Origin of the sequence: Sulfitobacter sp. TCYB15 (assembly GCF_040435955.1) — a bacterium.
Taxonomy (GTDB): Bacteria; Pseudomonadota; Alphaproteobacteria; order Rhodobacterales; family Rhodobacteraceae; genus Sulfitobacter; species Sulfitobacter pontiacus.
The window spans coordinates 62,448-81,523 of sequence record NZ_CP159196.1; the positions used below are offsets into that span (position 1 = coordinate 62,448).

The following is a 19,076-nucleotide window of genomic DNA, read 5'->3' on the forward strand; positions in this document are numbered from 1 at the left end:
AGCAGCGAATGACAGACAATCGACTGCCTAGTAGGACTTAGGTCAATACGAATGACTGCCAACGCGGTCTTTGGGGCGCTAGTAGCTCACCTGTTCAAACCCGTAGTTGCCCTCATAGTCACGCCAATCTACGAACACGGATCGGTGATAGATGCTTGGGCAATTCTGGCCCCAGCGTTCGAGACCGACATGGTCGGCGGGTAGGGCGGCTATGGAAGACCTCTGCCAGGCGAAGTCACCTTGGGTGCCATAAGTGCCGAGGACCACGGTGGCGCTACGGTTGCAGTCACCATCACGACCGGATTCGTGCTGCCGCGCAAACCGGACATCAAAGACTCGTATGGATCGGACGAAGTTGAACTCAGGTCCGCTGATATCAATGTCTGCGCGATCTTGAACGAGCTGGAGGGCCTGGTCGGCGGGAACAAGGTAATTCGTTGCGTCTGGCGTGCGCCAAGCGACTTCTATTCGCTCATCAAGGTCGGTGACTTCGTGCGTAGCGAAGGAATGGCGCGATCTTGCACTGTTAGATTTGAAGAACGCTTCGAAGATACGGTCTGCACTGTTTGATGCTGGAGCGGACTCAAAGGACGCGCCCATGGGACAGCGCCAGATTTGAAGCGGAGGTTCCACCGGCCAAGGCGTAATGCGTCGAATGAACTCAGCGCGGGCTCTGGCGCATGGCACGGAAGCAGGCCATCCGCCAGACAGGCACAGGAGGATCGCGCAATCAATCGGATATGACTGCGCGCGGGCGGGCATTGGCAGCGAAGAACTTGTCACAGTCAAAGCGACTGCGACCGAGGGGAGGAGCTTCTTGAGAAAATGACGCATGCTGAAGGCTCTTTGTGACAGCCTTGAGCGTACATGCAAAAATATACTATCGCAACTGTGAGTTCCATTTCGATTGTATCGGTTTACGGGGCAGGGTACCTCATTAACGCTCCAGTTTCATCAATTCATCTCTGAAGGCTTCGGCCGGTGTCCTGTAGCCCAGACACTTTCTGGGCGTGCCTCAAGCGGTCGCAAATCGACTTCATATCTCGATTTGAGAGCGCGGACACAGGCGCATCTCTTGGTAAGTAGCGCCGCGCACGCTTGTTCAGGTTTTCGACGGAACCCTTTTGCCACGGAGCTTGCGGATCACAAAACATGGGGTAATCGCTCGGTCACTCCGCGTTTCGTCATGGCACCGAAATGTCTTTTTTTTCCGGTATGATCCAGAGCGTGATCCGAAAGGGTCTTGTTCGAAGCAACAGACGGAGATTGAGCATGGGCCAACATTATGTGAGCTCACGGTGAAGTGCAGTTCCTGATATCTCGTTTTATTCCAGACGGTTCTGGATTTCCATCAGCTTGGTCTCAAAGACTTCCGCCGGTGTCCGGTAATCCAAGCATTTACGCGGCGTGGAATTGAGGCGGTGGCAAATCGACCTCAAATATCGATTTGTCAGCGCCGTCGGGTCGGTTGAGCGGGGCAGGTACTTCCGCAGCCTGTTGTTCGTGTTCTCGACCGTGCCTTTCTGGTACGGCGCTTGCGGGTCGCAGAACATGGGGTAATCGCTCTGTCACTCCGCGTTTCGTCATGGCATCGAAATGTTTTTTCTCCGGTATGATCCAGAGCGTGATCCGAAAGGGTCTTGTTCGAAGCAACAGATGGAGATTGAGCATGGGCCAGTACATAGGGCTTGACGTTTCGTTGAAGGATACCGCGATCTCAATCCGAGAAGACGGCAAAAGAATATGGCGCGGGAAATGTCCCTCCGACCCGGGAATTATTGCGCAGGCGGTTCGGAAGCATTCGGACGACCCCCTGAGCGTCGTTTTCGAAACTGGCCCCCTCGCCACTTGGTTCTTTCATGCCTTAACGGGGGAAGGACTCCGGGCGATTTGCATTGAGGCGCGGCATGCTCAGAAAATTCTGGGTGAGACGATGAACAAGACCGATGCAAACGATGCTGAGGGATTGGCCAAACTTGCCGAAACCGGCTTCTATAAGGCTGTCAGGGTCAAGTCGTTCGAAGCGATGCTGATCCGGTCATTGGTTGCAGCCCGCACCCAACTCTTGGCCATCACGACACAATTGACCAATCAGATCCGTGGTTTGATGAAGACTTTCGGTCTTGTCGTGCCCAAGAGCAAAGGCCGGGTGTTCATAGAAAAGGTTAACGATCTACTGGACGGACATGTCGAGTTGAAAGGGATCATCTATCCGCTGCTTGAAGCTTGTCAAGCTGTCAGGGAGCGGGCGTCTACGCTCAGCCGCCAGCTCTTGTTGGCGGCGCGACAGTGCCAAAGCACGCGTTTGCTCATGACGATACCAGGCGTTGGGGCAATCACAGCAATTTCCTATGTGGCCGCTATCGAAGACCCGAAGAACTTTCCGAAGTCCCGATCTGTCGGCGCATGGCTTGGCCTCACTACACGCCGATACCAATCGGGAGAGATGGATTTTAACGGCCACATCTCTCGAAGGGGGGATCAACGATTGCGTGGGCTCCTCTACGAGGCTGCGACCTCGTTGCTTACGAGGACTCGAGCCGAAACGGTCAGTGATCTAAAAACCTGGGGGCTTCAATTGCGCGAACGCCTTGGTGTGAGCGATACGTGAACCGCGACTCTTGTTGGGATCAGGGTAGGGATGTTATCGCATTTCCTCCAATACCTTTTCGCGGAAGACCTCGGCTGGGGTCTTCCATCCAAGACACTTTCGTGGCGTGTTGTTGAGGCGATCACAGATCACCTTCATATCGTGATCTGTGCATTGCCGGATGTCGCGTTTGCGGGGCAGCCACCTTCGAAGGCGTCGGTTAGTGTTCTCGACTGTGCCTTTCTGCCAAGGGCTGGAGGGGTCGCAAAACCACGTTTGGGTTCCGATCTCGGCTTGTAGGTGGGGCCAACTGACAAACTCGGTTCCGCGGTCAAAAGTGATGGACCGGCGGGCGATGAGGGGGAGGTCTTTGAGAGACTTCATTATCTTTCCCATGACCGGTTTGGTGCGTTTGTTCGGGTTTTTCAGGATCACGGTGAAGCGGCTGACGCGCTCAACCAGTGAGGTGACGTTGTTCTGGCCAAGCTTTTGTTTGAACAGCATCAAATCAGCTTCCCAATGACCGAACTGACGGCGATGCGCGACATCATCGGGTCGGAACAGAATGCTGACATCGCGGTGGAATTTAGGTTCTCTGCGCCTTCTCGTGCGACGTGGCCTGCGGGCGACACGGTGGGTCGGTAGATACCACCACAGGTCTTCGCGCTGACCTTCCTTGGAATAGATGTAGCGATAGATGGTTTCTTGGCAGACCCTAAGCGGAGCACCCTCGTGGATCATGCGGTTACTGATCTGCTCGGGTGTCCAACCGTTCTTGATGCGCTCGATCACGCGTTTACACAGCTCAGGATGTTTGATCAGTTTGCGCTCTCGAGAACGCCGTTCCGCTTGCATCAAGTGCGCGGCGGCACCGTAATAGCCATCGCATTCAGGCATGTTTTCGTCCGAGAAATGGTTACGCTTTAGCTCGCGAAATATCGTTGATCTGCAGCGCTTCAGAACGCGCGCCATCTCGTCAACTGGGACCTTCGCGTGTCTCCAGCGTTCTATCTTGCGTCGTTCTGTGATACTGAGTTGGTCGTAAACGGCTCCCATACCGATTCCTCTCATTAGATAAACTACTGTTTTCTAACAAGAGTCGCACTTGAGGGTAGCGCGCGCCTGGCTACAGTTCTTTTGCGCGTAATAGTTATTATGTAATATATTGGCAGTATCAATCAGCTTTCCTTCGCTAATCAGCAATCCAAGCTTGACCTTCCCGTTGCTGGAAGCCCCATCTTAGGAGTTGGCATCATTTTGGAGGGCTAGAGCATGATACAGGTAACAGAACCGCACCCGCAAGAGCGGTCATCCGATCAGGCCAAGGATCCAGTTTGCGGCATGTCCGTCACTATGTCTCCGGAGGCCCGTCAGGCAAATTATGACGGTGAAACCTTCTACTTCTGCTCCGATAAGTGCCAGACCAGGTTCGAGGCCGATCCGATCTACTATGCCTCAGGTACGGCATCGGATCACAGCATGACCCCGAAAGCCGGGACTCAGTACACCTGCCCAATGCACCCCGAGATAGTTCGTGACGAGCCCGGCGCCTGTCCGATCTGCGGCATGGCGCTTGAACCGATGGTGCCGTCGGATGAACCCAGCGAAGAACTGACCGACTTTACCCGCCGGATGTGGATCAGTGCCGCCGCAGCCGTTCCTCTGGTTATCTTGACTATGGGAGAGCTGGTCGGTTTGCCGGTCCGGGACTTGATCGGACATCGGCTGGCGACATACATCGAGTTCCTGCTGGCGACGCCTATCGTGTTGTGGGCAGCGAAGCCGTTTTTCGTGCGGGGATGGGCGTCGATCGTGAACCGCTCGCCCAACATGTGGACGCTGATCGCGATTGGTGTCGGCGCGGCCTACATCTATTCGCTGGTCGCCACGTTCCTTCCGGGCGTGTTTCCGGAGGCTTACCGGATGGGCGCGGGAGTCGGTACCTATTTTGAAGCCGCCGTCGTTATCATCACTCTGATTTTCGTCGGACAGGTTTTGGAATTGCGGGCGCGGGAACGGACCGGCGATGCCATCCGGGCGCTGCTCGATCTAGCGCCGAAAACCGCGCGACGCATTCTGCCCGACGGCACGGAATACGACGCACCGCTGGAAAACATCGTCGAGGGCGATCGCCTGAGAGTTCGCCCGGGCGACGCGGTCCCCGTCGACGCCAAGGTCATTGACGGCACGTCTTCCATCGACGAGAGCATGATCACTGGCGAACCGTTGCCGGTCGAAAAAGGCCCCGGCGATACGGTCACCGGCGGCACGATCAACAAGAACGGCTCCCTTGTCATAGAGGCCGCCCGTGTCGGTGCCGACACGATGCTGAGTCAGATCGTAGAGATGGTCTCCAACGCGCGGCGATCCCGTGCACCGATCCAGGGGCTTGCGGACAAGGTTTCTTCCTATTTCGTGCCTACCGTTGTCGTGGTCGCCATCGTTTCCTTCGCCGCTTGGCTCGGCTTCGGGCCCGAACCGGCGCTCGTCTTTGCCATCGCCTCGGCGGTGTCAGTGCTGATCATCGCCTGCCCCTGTGCTCTGGGTCTGGCGACCCCGATTTCGATCACGACGGCCGCAGGTCGCGGTGCGCAGGCGGGTGTCCTGATCAAGGACGCCGAAGCGCTGGAACGCATGGCCAAGGTCGATACGCTGATCGTGGACAAGACCGGCACCCTGACCGAGGGCAAGCCGAAGCTGACCGATGTGAACGCTCTGGGCGAAGAGACCGAGGAAACCATTCTGACTCTGGCCGCGGCACTGGAAAAAGGCTCGGAGCACCCGCTGGCAGAGGCCATAGTCGAAGGCGCGAAGCAAAAGGGCATCAAGGTCGGCAATGCCGAAAACTTCGAGGCGGTGACCGGCAAGGGTGTGAGCGGGACCGTCTCGGGCCGGGCCGTCGCGCTTGGCAACACCGCGATGATGCGCGACATGTCCCTCGACACCTCCGCAGCCGAGCAGGCGGCAGATGTTCTGCGCAGCGAAGGCAAGACGGCCATGTTCGTGGCCATAGAAGGAAAACTGTCCGGCATCGTCGCCGTCGCCGACCCGATCAAGGAAACGACGGCCGAGGCCATCAAGGAACTGCACGAGGCGGGCCTGCGGATTATCATGGCTACGGGGGATAACGAACGCACGGCAAGGGCCGTGGCGCAGCGGCTTGGCATCGACGAAGTACGTGCCGGCGTTCTGCCGGAAGACAAGAAGGCGCTGGTGGACGAACTGCACGCCGATGGCAAGAAGGTCGCAATGGCCGGAGATGGCGTCAACGACGCGCCGGCCCTCGCCGCAGCGGATGTCGGCCTTGCCATGGGCACGGGTGCGGACGTGGCAGTGGAAAGCGCGGGCATCACTCTCTTGCGCGGCGATTTAAACGGTATCGTCAAGGCACGGACGCTGGCGGTGGCGACGATCCGCAACATACGCCAGAACCTGTTCTGGGCCTTTGCCTACAACACGCTCGGTGTGCCCCTGGCTGCGGGTGTGCTTTACCCCGTCTTTGGCCTGCTGATGTCGCCCATGTTCGCCGCCGCCGCCATGAGCTTGTCTTCGGTCTCTGTCATCGCGAACGCGCTCAGACTGCGACGATTGAGGCTTTAGACGACCCGCGTTTTGAACGTGGAAACGGTCGATACTTCTACTTCAGCAAAACGTGTATTGCTGATCTATGAGAACTTCAGCATAGCATGTTGCATGTTATTCAAAACGCGCCTTTTTCTGGTTGCTCTGTTGGTTGGCGCTGTTCTGGCGCAAACCACCTTCGCGTCCATTTCAAGCGTGGACCCAGCGCCTGAAATGGCCATGCAGAGCGATTGCTGCCCGAGTGATTGTCCGGATATGCCGGAATGCGATGCTGCCTGCATTTCCACGACGCAATGTCGTGTGGTCCCGATCGTGGCCGGGCTCGAACGGGTGATCCTGGCGAACCTGCCTCGCTCCGGACGTGCCGGGTTCTTGCGGACCGAGGCGACGGCGATCCTGCAACACGCGGACGGCGGATTGCAAAGACCGCCCAAGGCATAGCGGTTCTGGTGCTTGTCGCACCAAAAGCCGCGCGCCGATGTAACGTTTAGACCAGTTCCAGGTCGATACGATGGTCGGCGTTCCCGTTGCCCGTCAATACAGGCGTATCATGCCCCGTTATATTCACAGCGCCCTTGCTGCCCTCGTGGTCGCAGCCCAGCTTTCCGTGCCGGTGGCACAGGCCGCTGCATCTGATTACATTCTCGTTCTTGTCGAGACGACTTATGCCTTCGGAGACGATGCGGTTCTAGAAGTTCGTCTGATTGATACCCGCACCAATGCGCCCGTGGAGGGCGCCGTCATCTTTGCCACAAGGTTGGATATGGCGCCGGACGGGATGGAGACGATGACTTCACCGGTCTTGGCGTTACCCGGCGAAGAGCCGGGTCTCTATCGCTTCTCTGCCGATCTGACGATGGACGGAAACTGGCGCTTTTCCGTTGCGGCCAAGGTGCAGGGCGAGATGGAAACCGTTCAGGCACAGATCGTGATCGAGGTACAGCCATGAGCGCCTTTGGCAAACTGGTGCTGATCGCCGTCGTTGGCAGCGCGGCTGGATGGGTTGGCCTTGCGGCGGGCGGCAAAGGCTGGACGCCTGCGATGCTGACGGATGTGGCGCAGACGCAGCTCACAGCACTTTTGGGACGTAGAGCTGATGCGATGCCGGCCGAAATCCGATCGGCGATGGGCCCGATTATCTACTATCGACACCCTGACGGTCTTGCCGAGTGGTCCGCGGTGCCGACCGACACCGTCGATGGCAAGGCGTTTCTGCCGGTGCTGGCAAGCGAAGATGTGTCGTTTGACCCAGAGGCGCCCAACCCCCTAGAGGCGAAAATTGGCGAACGAACCGTTCTCTACTACCGGCATCCGATGGGCCTGCCCGATACGTCGCCGGTGCCTAAGCAGGATTCCATGGGCATGGACTACCTTCCCGTTTTTGCCGATGAGGCAAAAGATGCCGGATCGGTGACGGTATCGCCCGGCAAACTACAGCGCACCGGCGTACGTACGTCAGTTGCGGTGCTCAAGCCCATGGCAATGACGGTGCGAGCGCCGGGGATCGTCGCGCTGGATGAGCGTCGGGTAAGCGTCATTTCATTGCGTGCAGATGCTTTCATCGAAGAAGTTGAGGATGTAACGACCGGATCAATCGTTGAAGCGGGCGAACCGCTGGCGATGCTCTATTCTCCGGATATCGTCTCGGCGGCCGCACAGTATGTTTCGGACCTGCGAAGTGGTGAAGGGCGCGTGGAAGGCAGCCGTCAAAGGCTGGCAAACCTGGGAGTTCCCGTGTCAGTGATCGACAAGATCGCGGCGGACAGGCGTGCGCCGGTGCAAATCAGCCTGATGGCACCGCGGTCGGGCGTGGTTCTGGAACGAATGGCCGTCGAAGGCATGATGTCCGAGGCTGGCGAAACGCTGTTTCGTATTGCCGATACCTCGGTTGTCTGGGTCTTTGCGGACGTGCCGGAATCCGCTCTGATGGGCCTTGCGGACGGAAACGCGGCCACGATCACCTTTCCCGGCCTGCCGGGCGAAACCTTCAGCGGCTTGATCGACAAGATATACCCTGAGGTCGATATGCAGACCCGAACTGCACGCGTCCGCATCGATCTGCCCAATACTGAGGGACGCCTGCTGGTCAACATGTTTGCTGATGTGGCTTTGGCGACGGGCGACGGCGCGCCCGTGGTGCAAGTGCCGGAAACGTCAGTGATCGACACCGGCGATCGCCAGGTGGTGATCCGGGACATGGGAGAGGGTAAATTCGCGCCGCAGGATGTGGTCGTGGGGCGACAGGCCTCCGGAATGGTGGAAATCCGCGAAGGTATTTCCGAGGGCGACCGGGTCGTCACCACCTCGACCTTTCTGATCGACGCGGAAAGCAACCTGAACGCCGCCCTGGCTGCGCTGGCCTCCCCGGAGGCAAGCGAATGATCGCGCGTGTCATCGAATGGTCCGCCCGGAACCTTGTTCTGGTGTTCTTTGCCACGGCCCTGATCATCGCCGCCGGGGTCTGGTCACTGCGCAACTTGCCGATCGACGCTATTCCCGATCTGTCGGACGTGCAGGTGATCGTGCTGACCGACTACCCGGGCCAGGCCCCTCAGGTGGTGGAGGACCAGGTCACTTATCCGCTGACCTCGGCCATGCTGACGGTGCCGCGATCCCGCGTCGTGCGCGGGTTTTCGTTCTTCGGCATTTCCTTTGTCTACATCATCTTCGAGGACGGCGTTGACCCGTACTGGGCGCGGTCGCGCGTGCTGGAATACCTCAACGCCGCAGCGGCTCGCCTGCCGGACGGGGTGACACCAGCCCTTGGTCCGGATGCGACGGGGGTGGGCTGGGTCTACCAATATGCGATCACCGGCGAGAACCTGAGCCTTGCTGAATTGCGGTCGTTGCAGGATTGGGTAGTGCGTTTCGGGGCCAGCCGTGCAGAGGGCGTGTCCGAAGTGGCCAGTGTCGGTGGCTTCGTTAAGCAATACTCGGTCACAGTTGACCCGGTCCGGATGCGCGCGCAGGGGATCACGCTGTCTGATATCGGCAAGGCCATCTCCGAGAGCAACATGGACACCGGCGGGCGCACGGTGGAGCTGTCCGAGTTCGAATTCATGGTGCGCGGACGCGGCTATCTGGCGGGGACCGAGGATATCGGCAACATCACCCTGCGCAGCATTGGCGGGGTGCCGATCAACCTGAAAGACGTCGCACGGATCGAAATCGTCCCCAACGAACGCCGCGGCATCGCCGAGTTGAACGGTGAGGGCGAGGTCGCCAGTGGTATCGTGCTTCAGCGGGTGGGTGCCAATGCGCTGGATGTGATTGAAAACGCCAAGGCAGAACTGGACGTGGTGGCCCAAAGCCTGCCGGAAGGAGTCGACATCGTGCCGGTCTATGACAGGTCCGACCTGATCCTGTCGGCAATCGAGACGTTGAAAACAACGCTGCTCGAAGAAAGCCTTGTCGTGGCGGGGGTAACGATCATTTTTCTGTTGCACGTCCGCTCCGCCCTCGTGGCGATCATCATGCTGCCTGTCGGATTGCTCATGGCCTTCACGGCAATGAAATTTCTCGGGATCGGGGCCAATATCATGAGCCTCGGCGGCATTGCCATCGCGATCGGCGCGATGATCGACGCGGCCATCGTGATGATCGAAAATGCGCACAAACATCTCGAACGGGCCGCCCCTGACAAGCCACGCATCCAGGTGCTGATCGAAGCGGCAAGCGAGGTCGGCCCCGCGCTGTTCTTCAGCTTGCTGATCATCACTGTCTCGTTTCTGCCAATCTTTTCGCTTGAAGGACAGGAGGGACGCATGTTCGGCCCGCTCGCCTACACCAAAACCTTCTCGATGGCGGCAGCAGCGTTCCTGTCGGTGACGCTGGTGCCTGCGTTGATGGTGGTTTTCGTGCGGGGTCGGATCATCCCTGAACACAGGAATCCGGTAAACCGCGTGCTAATCGCGGTCTACCGCCCGATTATCAGCGCCGTGTTGAAGGCCAAGAGCCTTACGATCATCGTGGCCATTGCGGCACTGGTAATCACCATCTGGCCCGCGCGCCAGCTGGGGTCTGAATTCATGCCTGTCCTGAACGAGGGCACGCTTATGTACATGCCGACCACGCTGCCCGGGCTTTCGGTCACCAAGGCCGCCGAGCTGATGCAGACCCAGGACCGCATCATCAAGACCTTCCCCGAAGTGTTGTCGGTTTTCGGCAAGGCAGGCCGCGCGCTGACTGCGACCGATCCAGCACCGACGGAGATGTTCGAGACGATCATCCAGCTCCGCCCGGAAGACGAATGGCGTCCCGGTGTCACCATCGAAAGCCTGCGGCAGGAAATGGATGCCGCGCTGCAATTTCCCGGCGTGTCGAACGCCTGGACGATGCCGATCCGGGCGCGAATCGACATGTTGTCCACCGGCATCCGCACACCAGTGGGGATCAAGGTCTTCGGTACCAGCCTGACCGAGATGGAAAAGGTAGCCCGTGAGGTCGAAGCCGTCGTGCGCACGGTGCCAGGAACGACCAGCGCCTATGCCGAACGGGTGATTGGCGGCTATTATCTGGACATCACGCCCGACCGCGCTGCCCTTGGCCGCTACGGTCTGTCGGTGCAGGATGTGCAGGAGGTGATCGGCATGGCATTGGGGGCCAAGGCCATCACGCAGACCGTCGAGGGCCGCGAGCGCTACGACGTCGCAGTGCGCTATCCGGCGACACTGAGGTCCGATCCGGAGGCCATCGGACGCGAGGTTCAAGTGGCGCTGCCGGGCGGTGGCACAATTCCACTCGGGGACGTAGCCACCATCGAACGCACTCGCGGAGCCACGTCGATCCGCACCGAAAACGGACAGCTTGCCGTCTATATCTTCGTCGATATCGTCGGACGCGATCTTGGTGGCTACGTGGCCGAAGCGCAGGCGGCGGTCGCGGCTTCCGTCACCCTGCCCCCCGGCTATTCCTTGGGCTGGAGCGGGCAGTTCGAGTACCTTGAACGTGCGAAACAGCGGCTGGCCACAGTTGTGCCGTTAACGCTGGCGCTGATCTTTCTGCTGCTTTACCTGAACTTCCGCCGTCTGACGGAAACGCTGATCGTGATGCTGTCGCTGCCCTTCGCGCTAGTGGGCGGCATTTGGCTGATGTGGTTCATGGGCTTCAACATCTCGGTTGCGGTGGCCGTCGGGTTTATCGCGCTGGCCGGGGTGGCGGCTGAAACCGGTGTGATCATGTTGATCTATCTCGATCAGGCGTTGAATGAAGCGCGTGACCGCGCGGGCGGCCGCGACCTGACCCGCGACGAACTCTACGCCGCGATCATGGTGGGTGCAGTAGACCGCGTTCGCCCCAAGATGATGACAGTTGTCGCAATCATGGCCGGCCTGATGCCGATCCTATGGGCGCATGGCACCGGGTCCGAGATCATGCAGCGCATCGCCGTTCCAATGATCGGCGGGATGGTGTCGTCAACTTTGCTGACCCTGATCGTCATTCCGGCGGTTTATGCCATCATCAAAGGCTGGAGCCTCAAGAAGGCCGGTACAGCGCCTGATTTGGCCCTCGGGCAGGCCGCAGAATAAGGGCAACAGCATTAAGGAGGCATTGGGAATCGAGATGAATGCTTGAAACCTATGGCGTCAGAGCGACTTCAACGACGCGAATGGTGGTACTGCCGTCCGCGCCGCTGATTGGTTGCGTCCAGGCCACAAACGCCCCGGTTCCGCCAAGCGCCATCCTCGGAAAACCGACCGATCCGCCGCCTCGATTGATGTGGAGCGCCTGAGGCGCGACACATCCGGCATCTGGCGTTACGTGGCACATGACGATCGCTTCACCGCCTCCCACATATTCGATCCAGAGCGCCAATGCGCTGCCATCTGCAAATTGCAGGACGTCCACCCGACCTGCGGCTGCGCCGAGGTCAATGCGGAGCGGTTCGTCGAACTGCGCACCGCCATCGTCCGAAAAGGCGATACGAACCTTCGGCTCGTTCTCGGCTGCCGTGAACCAGATAACGGAAATCCTGTCGCCCATGGTATCAATGGCCGGGCCATTGACGGGGCATCCGGCGATTTCCCATCCGTCGTTATGGATCGTGGCGGGCTCCGTCCACTCCCCGTCGGCCTGCCGGACAGCCGATATATCGCGAATTTCATCTGCGGTTCGGTCACGATAGACGGCCACTATGTCGCCCGAGCCTGTCCGGGCTGCGGACGTCTGACAACACGTACAGGTGCGCACATCCAACAAGCTTTCTGCATTCAACGTCCCGTCGGAGTTGATCTGCCGCGCGCGCAACTGCATCGCATTCTCGAAGCTCTCGCCTTCCGTCTGACTGTCATACTCGCGGCCATCCAGCCATAAAGCCGTCAATCCGCCGAACTGGTCGGGTACCAACGAAACAAAACCATGCTCACGTTGGGACCTGTCATCGTGAGGGACAATCGGGTCCGTCCAGCTTCTGCCTTCATCTTTGGAAAAAGCGATTTTGACGTCGTATTGGTAATCGCCCGGTCCATTCAGCTCTAGCCATTGTGCCGCCAAACCGCCACCAGCAAGCGCCACTACCGAAGGGAAGTCGGCCCAGTTGATGTAAGTCTTTGACGATACATTAATTGTGCGGACGTCCGACCACTCACTGCCGTTGAGGATGGCCATGCGAACTTCCGCTTCGGTTCCGCTTTCTTCGGTCCAGCTCAGTAAAACCCTGCCATCCGACAAGGGTGCGAGTGATGGTTCGCGCGCATTGATGCCAACAGGTGATCCGCGGTCGGTCAATCTGAATAAACCGGTTTCCTCCGCGTATGATGCGGTGGACGAAGCGAACAATGCACCAAGGATCAGAGTCGACGCAGCAGAACATTTAATCATGAACAGAATTTTCCCACCAGCTATTGCTTTTCTGTGGCAACCCGAATGCTAATTGGCCGTGAGCCAACTCCCATTCTTTTGACCGACGAAAATGCTTAGTCAATTCCGTTGGCCCGCTGCAAAGCTCGAATGTACGCCACGATAGCAAGGATGTCTGAGCGCGTCACGCCTTCAACCGCTGGCATGTTGCCAAATTCCCAGTGGTGCGCCCGAACTCCATTCTGCGCTGCGAGGACAAACGCCATGTCGCCGTGGTGGCTGGGTTCATAGATCTTGTGAACAAGCGGAGGAGCGACGCCATCTTGGCCCTGCGCGTTTCGGCCATGGCAAGCGGAACAGACCGCATCATAAGCGCTTGCGCCGATTTGCTCCTGCTCTGTGAAACTGTTTGGTAGCTTGACAGTAGCGAGAGCACCCGCGGGAAGCGCGATGCTGTCCTGCCTCTGGGCGCCCGTCCGAGTGTGGCTCGGTTGCACAATGAACCATACTGCTGCAGCGACGGCGACCAGAGCAAAAAATATCGCTGCCCATTTCATACTATCAAACTCTCTCATGATGTTGCGATGGCCCCCTGCCTTTTTAGAGACGAAGCCGGGTATCTCAGTTGGGCTTGCTCGAATTGACTGACCTCTTGCGGCAAGGTGTTGTCTGCTTGAACAATTGCGGATTGCTGGATCGATTTGTTGAAAAAGGTCGTGATTTCCTGGTACCGGATCCGCGTGTCTTCCAGCGTCTGATAGTAATTGAAGAGTTCTTTAAGCGGTGCCGAGAAGTCTTTGTGTGCGGCCAGGACGGCCACCAGGGCACCGAGTGTAATACGCCCTTCGATGACGAAATATCCTCCCAATGAGTAGAACAGGAATGGGGTCAGCGCGGTAAGAAAATTGTTGAGGGCCTTGATGAAGAACTTCAGGCGGAAAATTTTCCTGCGGACGTGCTCAAGCTCTCTAAAACTCGCTCCGGCCGGTAGCAGTCCGGTCGGATTGACCTGCCGTTCATGCAACTGTTCGCTGAGCTGTCTGCCGAGCTGTCGGACTTCCTTGATTCTTGTACGTGAAAGGGCGTTGACACGCCGCTGTAGCTTGGGCAGCAGCACGAGCTGGATTGGCAGCACCGTCAGTGCGGCGGCACCCAACACAGGGTCCTGAACGAACATGAAAAACAGGATCGTCAACAGTGTACCACCTTGTAGGATTGGCAGCGTGAGGACATTTGCCGCGAAGCCACCTATGGGCTCAACTTCCTGTGCGAGAATAGGGACGATTTCGCTCTGGTTTCGGGAGTCGGGATCGCTGCGCCATTGCCGATAGACCAGCAGCCGGAAGCGCCGCAGAAAACGCTCAGCTACATATCCCTTGAACACGTTAAGGCCATATTTGTTTAGCCCATTCAGGATGATCGCCAAAAGGTAGAGACCACAGAGAAGCATTAGGAAAACGACCTGATCGACGTCTCGCCCCAAAACGGCAACGGGGAAACGATCAGAATCCAAAGCGTTGTTGACGATCTGCTTTGGCAGTTCGAGGGTCAAATATAGAATAGGCATCGCGATGAGGCTGACGACAATCATCAATGCCTGCTGCCTTCTGGAGTAGCGCAGGACCGTGCTGAAAAGACTGCCTTCAAGCCCCCGTATGGGTTCGGGGTGGAACGTAGGGGTGTGACGGCGCTTCCAAAGCTTGAGAATGCCGCGAATAGCAAGATATGAGCCGACAGTGATCAGCAGCGCGGGTGCCAAGACCAGTATCAGATGAATGAACGGGTGAACCCAGTCTGGCGTCGCATCGCTGTAGTCGTACCCAAACGCGGCAGATACGTTGTGTACAAGCACGTGATACCTGTCCAGGAGTGACATCAAAAATTCTAACCCTTTGATTTCGGCGCAAGGTGATCGTGCACCATGATGACGCCCCACATGCCCGCTTCCCGGTGGCCGGGTATCAAGCACACGAACTCCAGGTTTGTCATATCGGAGAACTCCCAGATCAGGTCGGCATTTTGTCCACTTGGGATCAAAACCGAGTTGGCGCGATCATGTTGCATATCGGGGTGTTCGCGCATCCACTGCTGATGTTTCGCAATTTCGTCAAAGGAGCCGAGAAAGAACTCGTGATCCAGAGCGCCCGTATTGCCGATCAAAAACCGAACGACCGATCCCTTTTCAATCTGGATCGCGTCCGGCTCGAAAAGCATGTATCCGCTTTCTGTCTCCCTGATGGATATTTCGATCGTCCGGTCGAATGAGGAACCGACACCGGGCTTCCCGATCGCATCATGGCCAGGCAATTCAAAGGCCCGCGCATGAGGTTGCTGGCCTTTGCCACTAGAAGCGTTCACTGAGAAAGCCGGAAAGACGAGCACAAGGGCGGTGGTGCAGATTATCAGGAAATTCATAATGCTCGGCTATTTCCGTAGCGCTTGATTTTATTGCCTCAAAACGTAGGGGCCGAGCGTGTTCGCCTCGGCCCCATTGTCTATCTTCACTTCACCTGCGTGACAGTAAGCTTGCCCTTGACCCGGTCGGCAACGAACTCGATGTCCTGACCTTCCGCCATCTTGGCCATCATCGCTTCGTCCGCGCGGAACACCATCGTCATCGCGGGCATATCGAGGTTGACCAGAGGGCCGTGGATGATTGTGACCTTGCCGGCCTTGGCGTCGATCTTCTTGATGGTCCCGCTCGTATATTCCACGTCAGCCTGAGCCATCTGGTCCCCCACTGAGACCGCACGGTGCATTCCGGATTCGTAGTGACCCGGAATCAGGCACGCCGCTTCGAACGTACCAGCATTCGCGAACGTCCAGACGACCTCACCCGAAGCGCCTGCATCGAGACGGATTCGGTTCGGGTCGTCGTGTTCCATATCCATCTTGGCCATTTCGATCTTGTGCTCGGCGTTGCGCTCGACTGTATCAAGGACGAATTCATGCTCCAGCTCACCCTTGTTCGTGATGTTGAAGCGGATGGTTTCACCCTCCTTGATGGTCATCTCTTCGCTCTCGATCAGCATTTCGCCTTCGTCGTTTTCGAGCAGAGTGACATCAATTGTGCGGTCCACATTGGCGGCTTCTCCCGGCATGCCGATCATCATTGCGGCCGGCTTGGTCTCACCGTGCCCGCCATCATGTGTGCCTGCGGCAAATGCTGGTGCCGAAAGCACCAACGCGAAGCTTGTCGTCAAAAGAAGATTTCTCATTTCATTGTCCTGTAAGTTGGTTTGGTTGGAGTCGACGAAGGGCCGTTCAGCCCTTCGAGTTTGGTTTTGGTGTGAGAATGGTCTTGGGACTGTTGTTCGAGGCGAACTCGGGCAATTCGCCGGTCCATTCGTAGGCCATCTCGCCCGGAGGATTTTCGTACCAGCCGGGATCGGAGTAATCGTCCGCGTCGATGCCGTCCCGCACCTTTACGACCGAAAACATGCCGCCCATCTCGATGGGGCCGTAGGGCCCCCAACCCGTCATCATCGGGATCGTGTTGTCAGGCAGCGGCATTTCCATTTTCGCCATGTCCCCCATGCCGGACATCCCCATGGGCATGTATTCCGGCTGGAACTGACGGATCTTCTGGGTCAGCGGCTTCTTGTTGACCCCGATGAACGTCGGCACATCGTGACCCATGGCATTCATCGTGTGGTGCGACTTGTGGCAGTGAATCGCCCAGTCACCCAGATGGTCTGCGACGAACTCATAGGCGCGCATCGCGCCCACGGGGATGTCGATGCTGACCTCCGGCCATTGCGCTTCTGGCGGTACCCAGCCACCATCCGTGCAGGTGACCTTGAAATCATAGCCGTGCATGTGGATCGGGTGGTTTGTCATCGTGAGGTTGCCGACGCGTACTCGCACCTTGTCGCCCTTGTTCACGACCAGCGGATCGATGTCGGGGAAGATCCGACTGTTCCATGTCCACAGGTTGAAGTCCGTCATCGTCATGATGCGGGGCACGTATGTGCCGGGATCGATGTCAAAGGCATTCAGCATGATCAGAAAATCGCGATCCACCGGCATGAACGTGGGATCCTTGGGGTGGACCACGAACATGCCCATCATCCCCATCGCCATCTGGGTCATTTCGTCGCCATGGGGGTGGTACATGAACGTGCCGGACTTCACCAAGTCGAATTCGTAGACAAACGTTTTCCCTGGCGGGATGCTGGGATGACTCAACCCGGAGACCCCATCCATGCCCGAGGGCAGGATGAGCCCGTGCCAATGCACCGTGGTGCCTTCCGGCAGCTTGTTGGTGACGTAGATGCGGACCCGGTCACCTTCGACTGCTTCGATCGTTGGACCGGTGGACTGGCCGTTGTAACCCCACAAATGCGCGATCATGCCGTCTGCAAGCTCGCGCTCTACCGGTTCGGCCACGAGGTGAAATTCCTTGACCCCATTGTTCATCCGGTGCGGCAGGGTCCACCCGTTCAACGTGACCACAGGTGTGTAGTCCGGCCCTGACGATGGACGCGCCGTAATCGCCGTTGCCGCACTGTCCATCTGCGCGGCTTCGGGCAGGCCCATGTTCAGGGTTTGACCCCAGGCTTTTGAAGAGACCAGCGTTGCACCTGCGGCGCCGGCTCCGAGTAATTGACGTCTGTTCAACATGTCAGTTCCTTTCAGTGTCCTGCGCCGCCACCGGCGGCAAGCGTTGCGCCTTCTCCACCAGCACCACCACCGCCTTCGCCGCCGCCATAGATCGCAGCGGTCAGATCGGCCTGTGCCATGTAGAACTCGCGTTTTGCGTTTGCCGCTTCCAGGGATGCGGCAAGTTTCTCGCGCACATCAGTCAGCAGCTCGAAAGTGTTGGTGATCATGCCGTTGTAGGACAGCAAACCCTCTTCTTCGACGGTCGTGCGTAGCGGCACCAGAACGTCGCGGTAGTGGCGAGCGATTTTGTATGCGGCATGATAAGAGGCTTCAGCACCGCGCGCTTCAGACCGGACGTTCACGGCCTTCTCTGCGAGCACGTTGGCCGCTTGAAGATAAGACAATTCCGCCTTGCGCATCCGGGCCTTGCCGGTGTCGTAGATCGGGATCGCGAACTCCACTTCCACCTGAGGCAAAGTCTTGGTTTCAATGTCGCCACTGCCTTCAACTTCACGCTCAAATTCGGCTCCCGCAACGATCTCCAGATCGCTGACAATGCGGGTCTGATCGGTCAGACCAAACGCCTTGGCCTGCGCTTCCAGGCCAAGTTTGGCAACACGCAGATCCACCCGATTTCTTAGCGCCTTGGTCTCGATGTCGGTCACACGGCCGACAGAACGCGGCAGTGAAGGAAGGGCGTCTGGCACATAGTAATCGACTTCGGTGCCCCAGAGGCCCATCAACCTGGTCAAAGCCTCCTTGGACCGAGTGGCGTTCAATCGTGCCTGTGCAAGTTGCCCGGCCAGTTCGGCATTGAATGCCTGTTCGCGGGCCTGCCCAGCTTTGTTAAGTGCGCCGGTCTCGCCCAACCTCATCGCCAGTTCAGAGCCGGCGTCAGAGGTCGCTTTCGCGCGGCGCAGATAGCTCACTGCCTCGAAGGCGGCGACTGCATCGACCCATGCCTTTCGCGTCTGATTGGCGAGCGCGAGGGTGTCATTAACCGCACCAAGCTGAGCCTGCCGGAAGCTTGCATCAGCAATGGCCATACGCTGTTTGCGCGTGGTGGCATCGAGGACGTTCGACCGGATCAGCCCTTCGATCGCCCTGTAGGCACCGAGCTCAGGCGCACCGATTCCCAAGATACCAATTGAGACTATCGGGTTTTCCGGCGTCGATTGCTGCCAAGCCTCAGCGGCCGAGAGGCCAACATTGGCGTAAGACGCTTGCAGACCCTTATTGTTCAGCAACGCAACCTGAACCGCCGTATCGGCCGAGATCGTCTTCTGATGCACCATGCTGTGCACCTGTTTCTTGAGAGCTTCGTTTTCGGCCTGCGTTTCCGCAAACACGGTCCGTTTGCCGATCGCTGGCGTGATCTGGCTGGCCACATTGGCAAAACCGGCCTTCGGTTCGGTGTAGCTTCCCGGTACTGCGGTTGCGCAGGCACCCAAGAAAAGTGGCAAGCCAAGAACCAGCGGAATCTTAGATACCCGCATCAGTT

15 protein-coding genes and 3 pseudogenes are annotated in these 19,076 nt (G+C 58.2%); 7 read left to right on the top strand and 11 right to left on the bottom strand.

Annotation, left to right across the window (positions count from 1 at the left end; translation table 11 throughout):
- Nucleotides 1-78: 78 nt before the first annotated feature.
- The 3 genes and pseudogenes from ABM428_RS17020 to ABM428_RS17030 form a co-directional block, all read right to left on the bottom strand.
- Nucleotides 79-834 (bottom strand): hypothetical protein, encoded by a 756-nt coding sequence (locus ABM428_RS17020; RefSeq protein ID WP_353628611.1) that lies wholly within the window; start codon nt 832-834, stop codon nt 79-81.
- A 103-nt stretch (nt 835-937) separates the two neighbouring features.
- A pseudogene (locus ABM428_RS17025) lies at nt 938-1,157 on the bottom strand (transposase); the annotation flags it as partial.
- A gap of 168 nt (nt 1,158-1,325) precedes the next feature.
- Nucleotides 1,326-1,556 (bottom strand): annotated as a pseudogene (locus ABM428_RS17030) (transposase); the annotation flags it as partial.
- A gap of 113 nt (nt 1,557-1,669) precedes the next feature.
- Between ABM428_RS17030 and ABM428_RS17035 the strand changes: the two are divergent.
- Nucleotides 1,670-2,596 (top strand): annotated as a pseudogene (locus tag ABM428_RS17035) (IS110 family transposase); the annotation flags it as partial.
- 48 nt (nt 2,597-2,644) lie between these two features.
- Here the strand turns inward: ABM428_RS17035 and ABM428_RS17040 are convergent.
- The gene (locus ABM428_RS17040; protein WP_353628612.1) at nt 2,645-3,646 is read right to left on the bottom strand and encodes an IS30 family transposase; all 1,002 of its coding nucleotides are present in this window, start codon (nt 3,644-3,646) and stop codon (nt 2,645-2,647) included.
- Nucleotides 3,647-3,862: 216 nt separating this feature from the next.
- On the opposite strand from ABM428_RS17040, the gene ABM428_RS17045 reads away from it, so the two are divergent.
- From ABM428_RS17045 to ABM428_RS17065, 5 genes are all read left to right on the top strand, one after another.
- Nucleotides 3,863-6,190, top strand: a complete 2,328-nt coding sequence (locus ABM428_RS17045; RefSeq protein ID WP_353628613.1) for a heavy metal translocating P-type ATPase — start codon at nt 3,863-3,865, stop codon at nt 6,188-6,190.
- Nucleotides 6,191-6,202: 12 nt separating this feature from the next.
- Nucleotides 6,203-6,613 carry a hypothetical protein gene (locus tag ABM428_RS17050; RefSeq protein WP_288397507.1) on the top strand — a complete coding sequence of 137 codons (411 nt, stop codon included), beginning with the start codon at nt 6,203-6,205 and terminating at the stop codon, nt 6,611-6,613.
- A gap of 109 nt (nt 6,614-6,722) precedes the next feature.
- Entirely contained in the window at nt 6,723-7,121 is a 399-nt protein-coding gene (locus ABM428_RS17055; protein WP_037941715.1) for a FixH family protein, read from the top strand.
- A complete protein-coding gene (locus ABM428_RS17060) occupies nt 7,118-8,554 on the top strand; it encodes an efflux RND transporter periplasmic adaptor subunit (RefSeq protein WP_353628614.1) in 1,437 nt (478 codons plus the stop codon). The genes ABM428_RS17055 and ABM428_RS17060 overlap by 4 nt, the downstream gene beginning before the upstream one ends.
- Entirely contained in the window at nt 8,551-11,700 is a 3,150-nt protein-coding gene (locus ABM428_RS17065; RefSeq protein WP_353628615.1) for a CusA/CzcA family heavy metal efflux RND transporter, read from the top strand. The genes ABM428_RS17060 and ABM428_RS17065 overlap by 4 nt, the downstream gene beginning before the upstream one ends.
- A gap of 49 nt (nt 11,701-11,749) precedes the next feature.
- On the opposite strand, the gene ABM428_RS17070 is transcribed toward ABM428_RS17065, so the two are convergent.
- The gene (locus ABM428_RS17070) at nt 11,750-12,778 is read right to left on the bottom strand and encodes a sialidase family protein (RefSeq protein ID WP_237267635.1); all 1,029 of its coding nucleotides are present in this window, start codon (nt 12,776-12,778) and stop codon (nt 11,750-11,752) included.
- On the opposite strand from ABM428_RS17070, the gene ABM428_RS17075 reads away from it, so the two are divergent.
- Entirely contained in the window at nt 12,777-13,043 is a 267-nt protein-coding gene (locus ABM428_RS17075; protein WP_353628616.1) for a hypothetical protein, read from the top strand. The two genes, ABM428_RS17070 and ABM428_RS17075, sit on opposite strands and share 2 nt — an antisense overlap.
- A 43-nt stretch (nt 13,044-13,086) precedes the next feature.
- Here ABM428_RS17075 and ABM428_RS17080 read toward each other — a convergent pair whose 3' ends face one another.
- The 6 genes from ABM428_RS17080 to ABM428_RS17105 form a co-directional block, all read right to left on the bottom strand.
- The gene (locus ABM428_RS17080; protein WP_353628617.1) at nt 13,087-13,545 is read right to left on the bottom strand and encodes a cytochrome c; all 459 of its coding nucleotides are present in this window, start codon (nt 13,543-13,545) and stop codon (nt 13,087-13,089) included.
- Nucleotides 13,542-14,846 (bottom strand): ABC transporter transmembrane domain-containing protein, encoded by a 1,305-nt coding sequence (locus ABM428_RS17085; protein ID WP_353628618.1) that lies wholly within the window; start codon nt 14,844-14,846, stop codon nt 13,542-13,544. The genes ABM428_RS17080 and ABM428_RS17085 overlap by 4 nt, the downstream gene beginning before the upstream one ends.
- Nucleotides 14,847-14,854: 8 nt before the next feature.
- Nucleotides 14,855-15,385: a plastocyanin/azurin family copper-binding protein gene (locus tag ABM428_RS17090; RefSeq protein ID WP_221227930.1), complete on the bottom strand. Its 531-nt coding sequence runs from the start codon at nt 15,383-15,385 to the stop codon at nt 14,855-14,857.
- An 86-nt stretch (nt 15,386-15,471) separates the two neighbouring features.
- On the bottom strand, nt 15,472-16,188 hold the full coding sequence (locus ABM428_RS17095) for a copper-binding protein (RefSeq protein WP_353628619.1): 717 nt from the start codon (nt 16,186-16,188) through the stop codon (nt 15,472-15,474).
- A gap of 46 nt (nt 16,189-16,234) precedes the next feature.
- Complete coding sequence (locus ABM428_RS17100) at nt 16,235-17,593, bottom strand: multicopper oxidase family protein (protein WP_110476940.1); 1,359 nt, start codon at nt 17,591-17,593, stop codon at nt 16,235-16,237.
- Nucleotides 17,594-17,604: 11 nt separating this feature from the next.
- Nucleotides 17,605-19,071, bottom strand: coding sequence for a TolC family protein (locus ABM428_RS17105; RefSeq protein ID WP_353628620.1), 1,467 nt, complete (start codon nt 19,069-19,071; stop codon nt 17,605-17,607).
- Between the last annotated feature and the right edge of the window lie 5 nt (nt 19,072-19,076).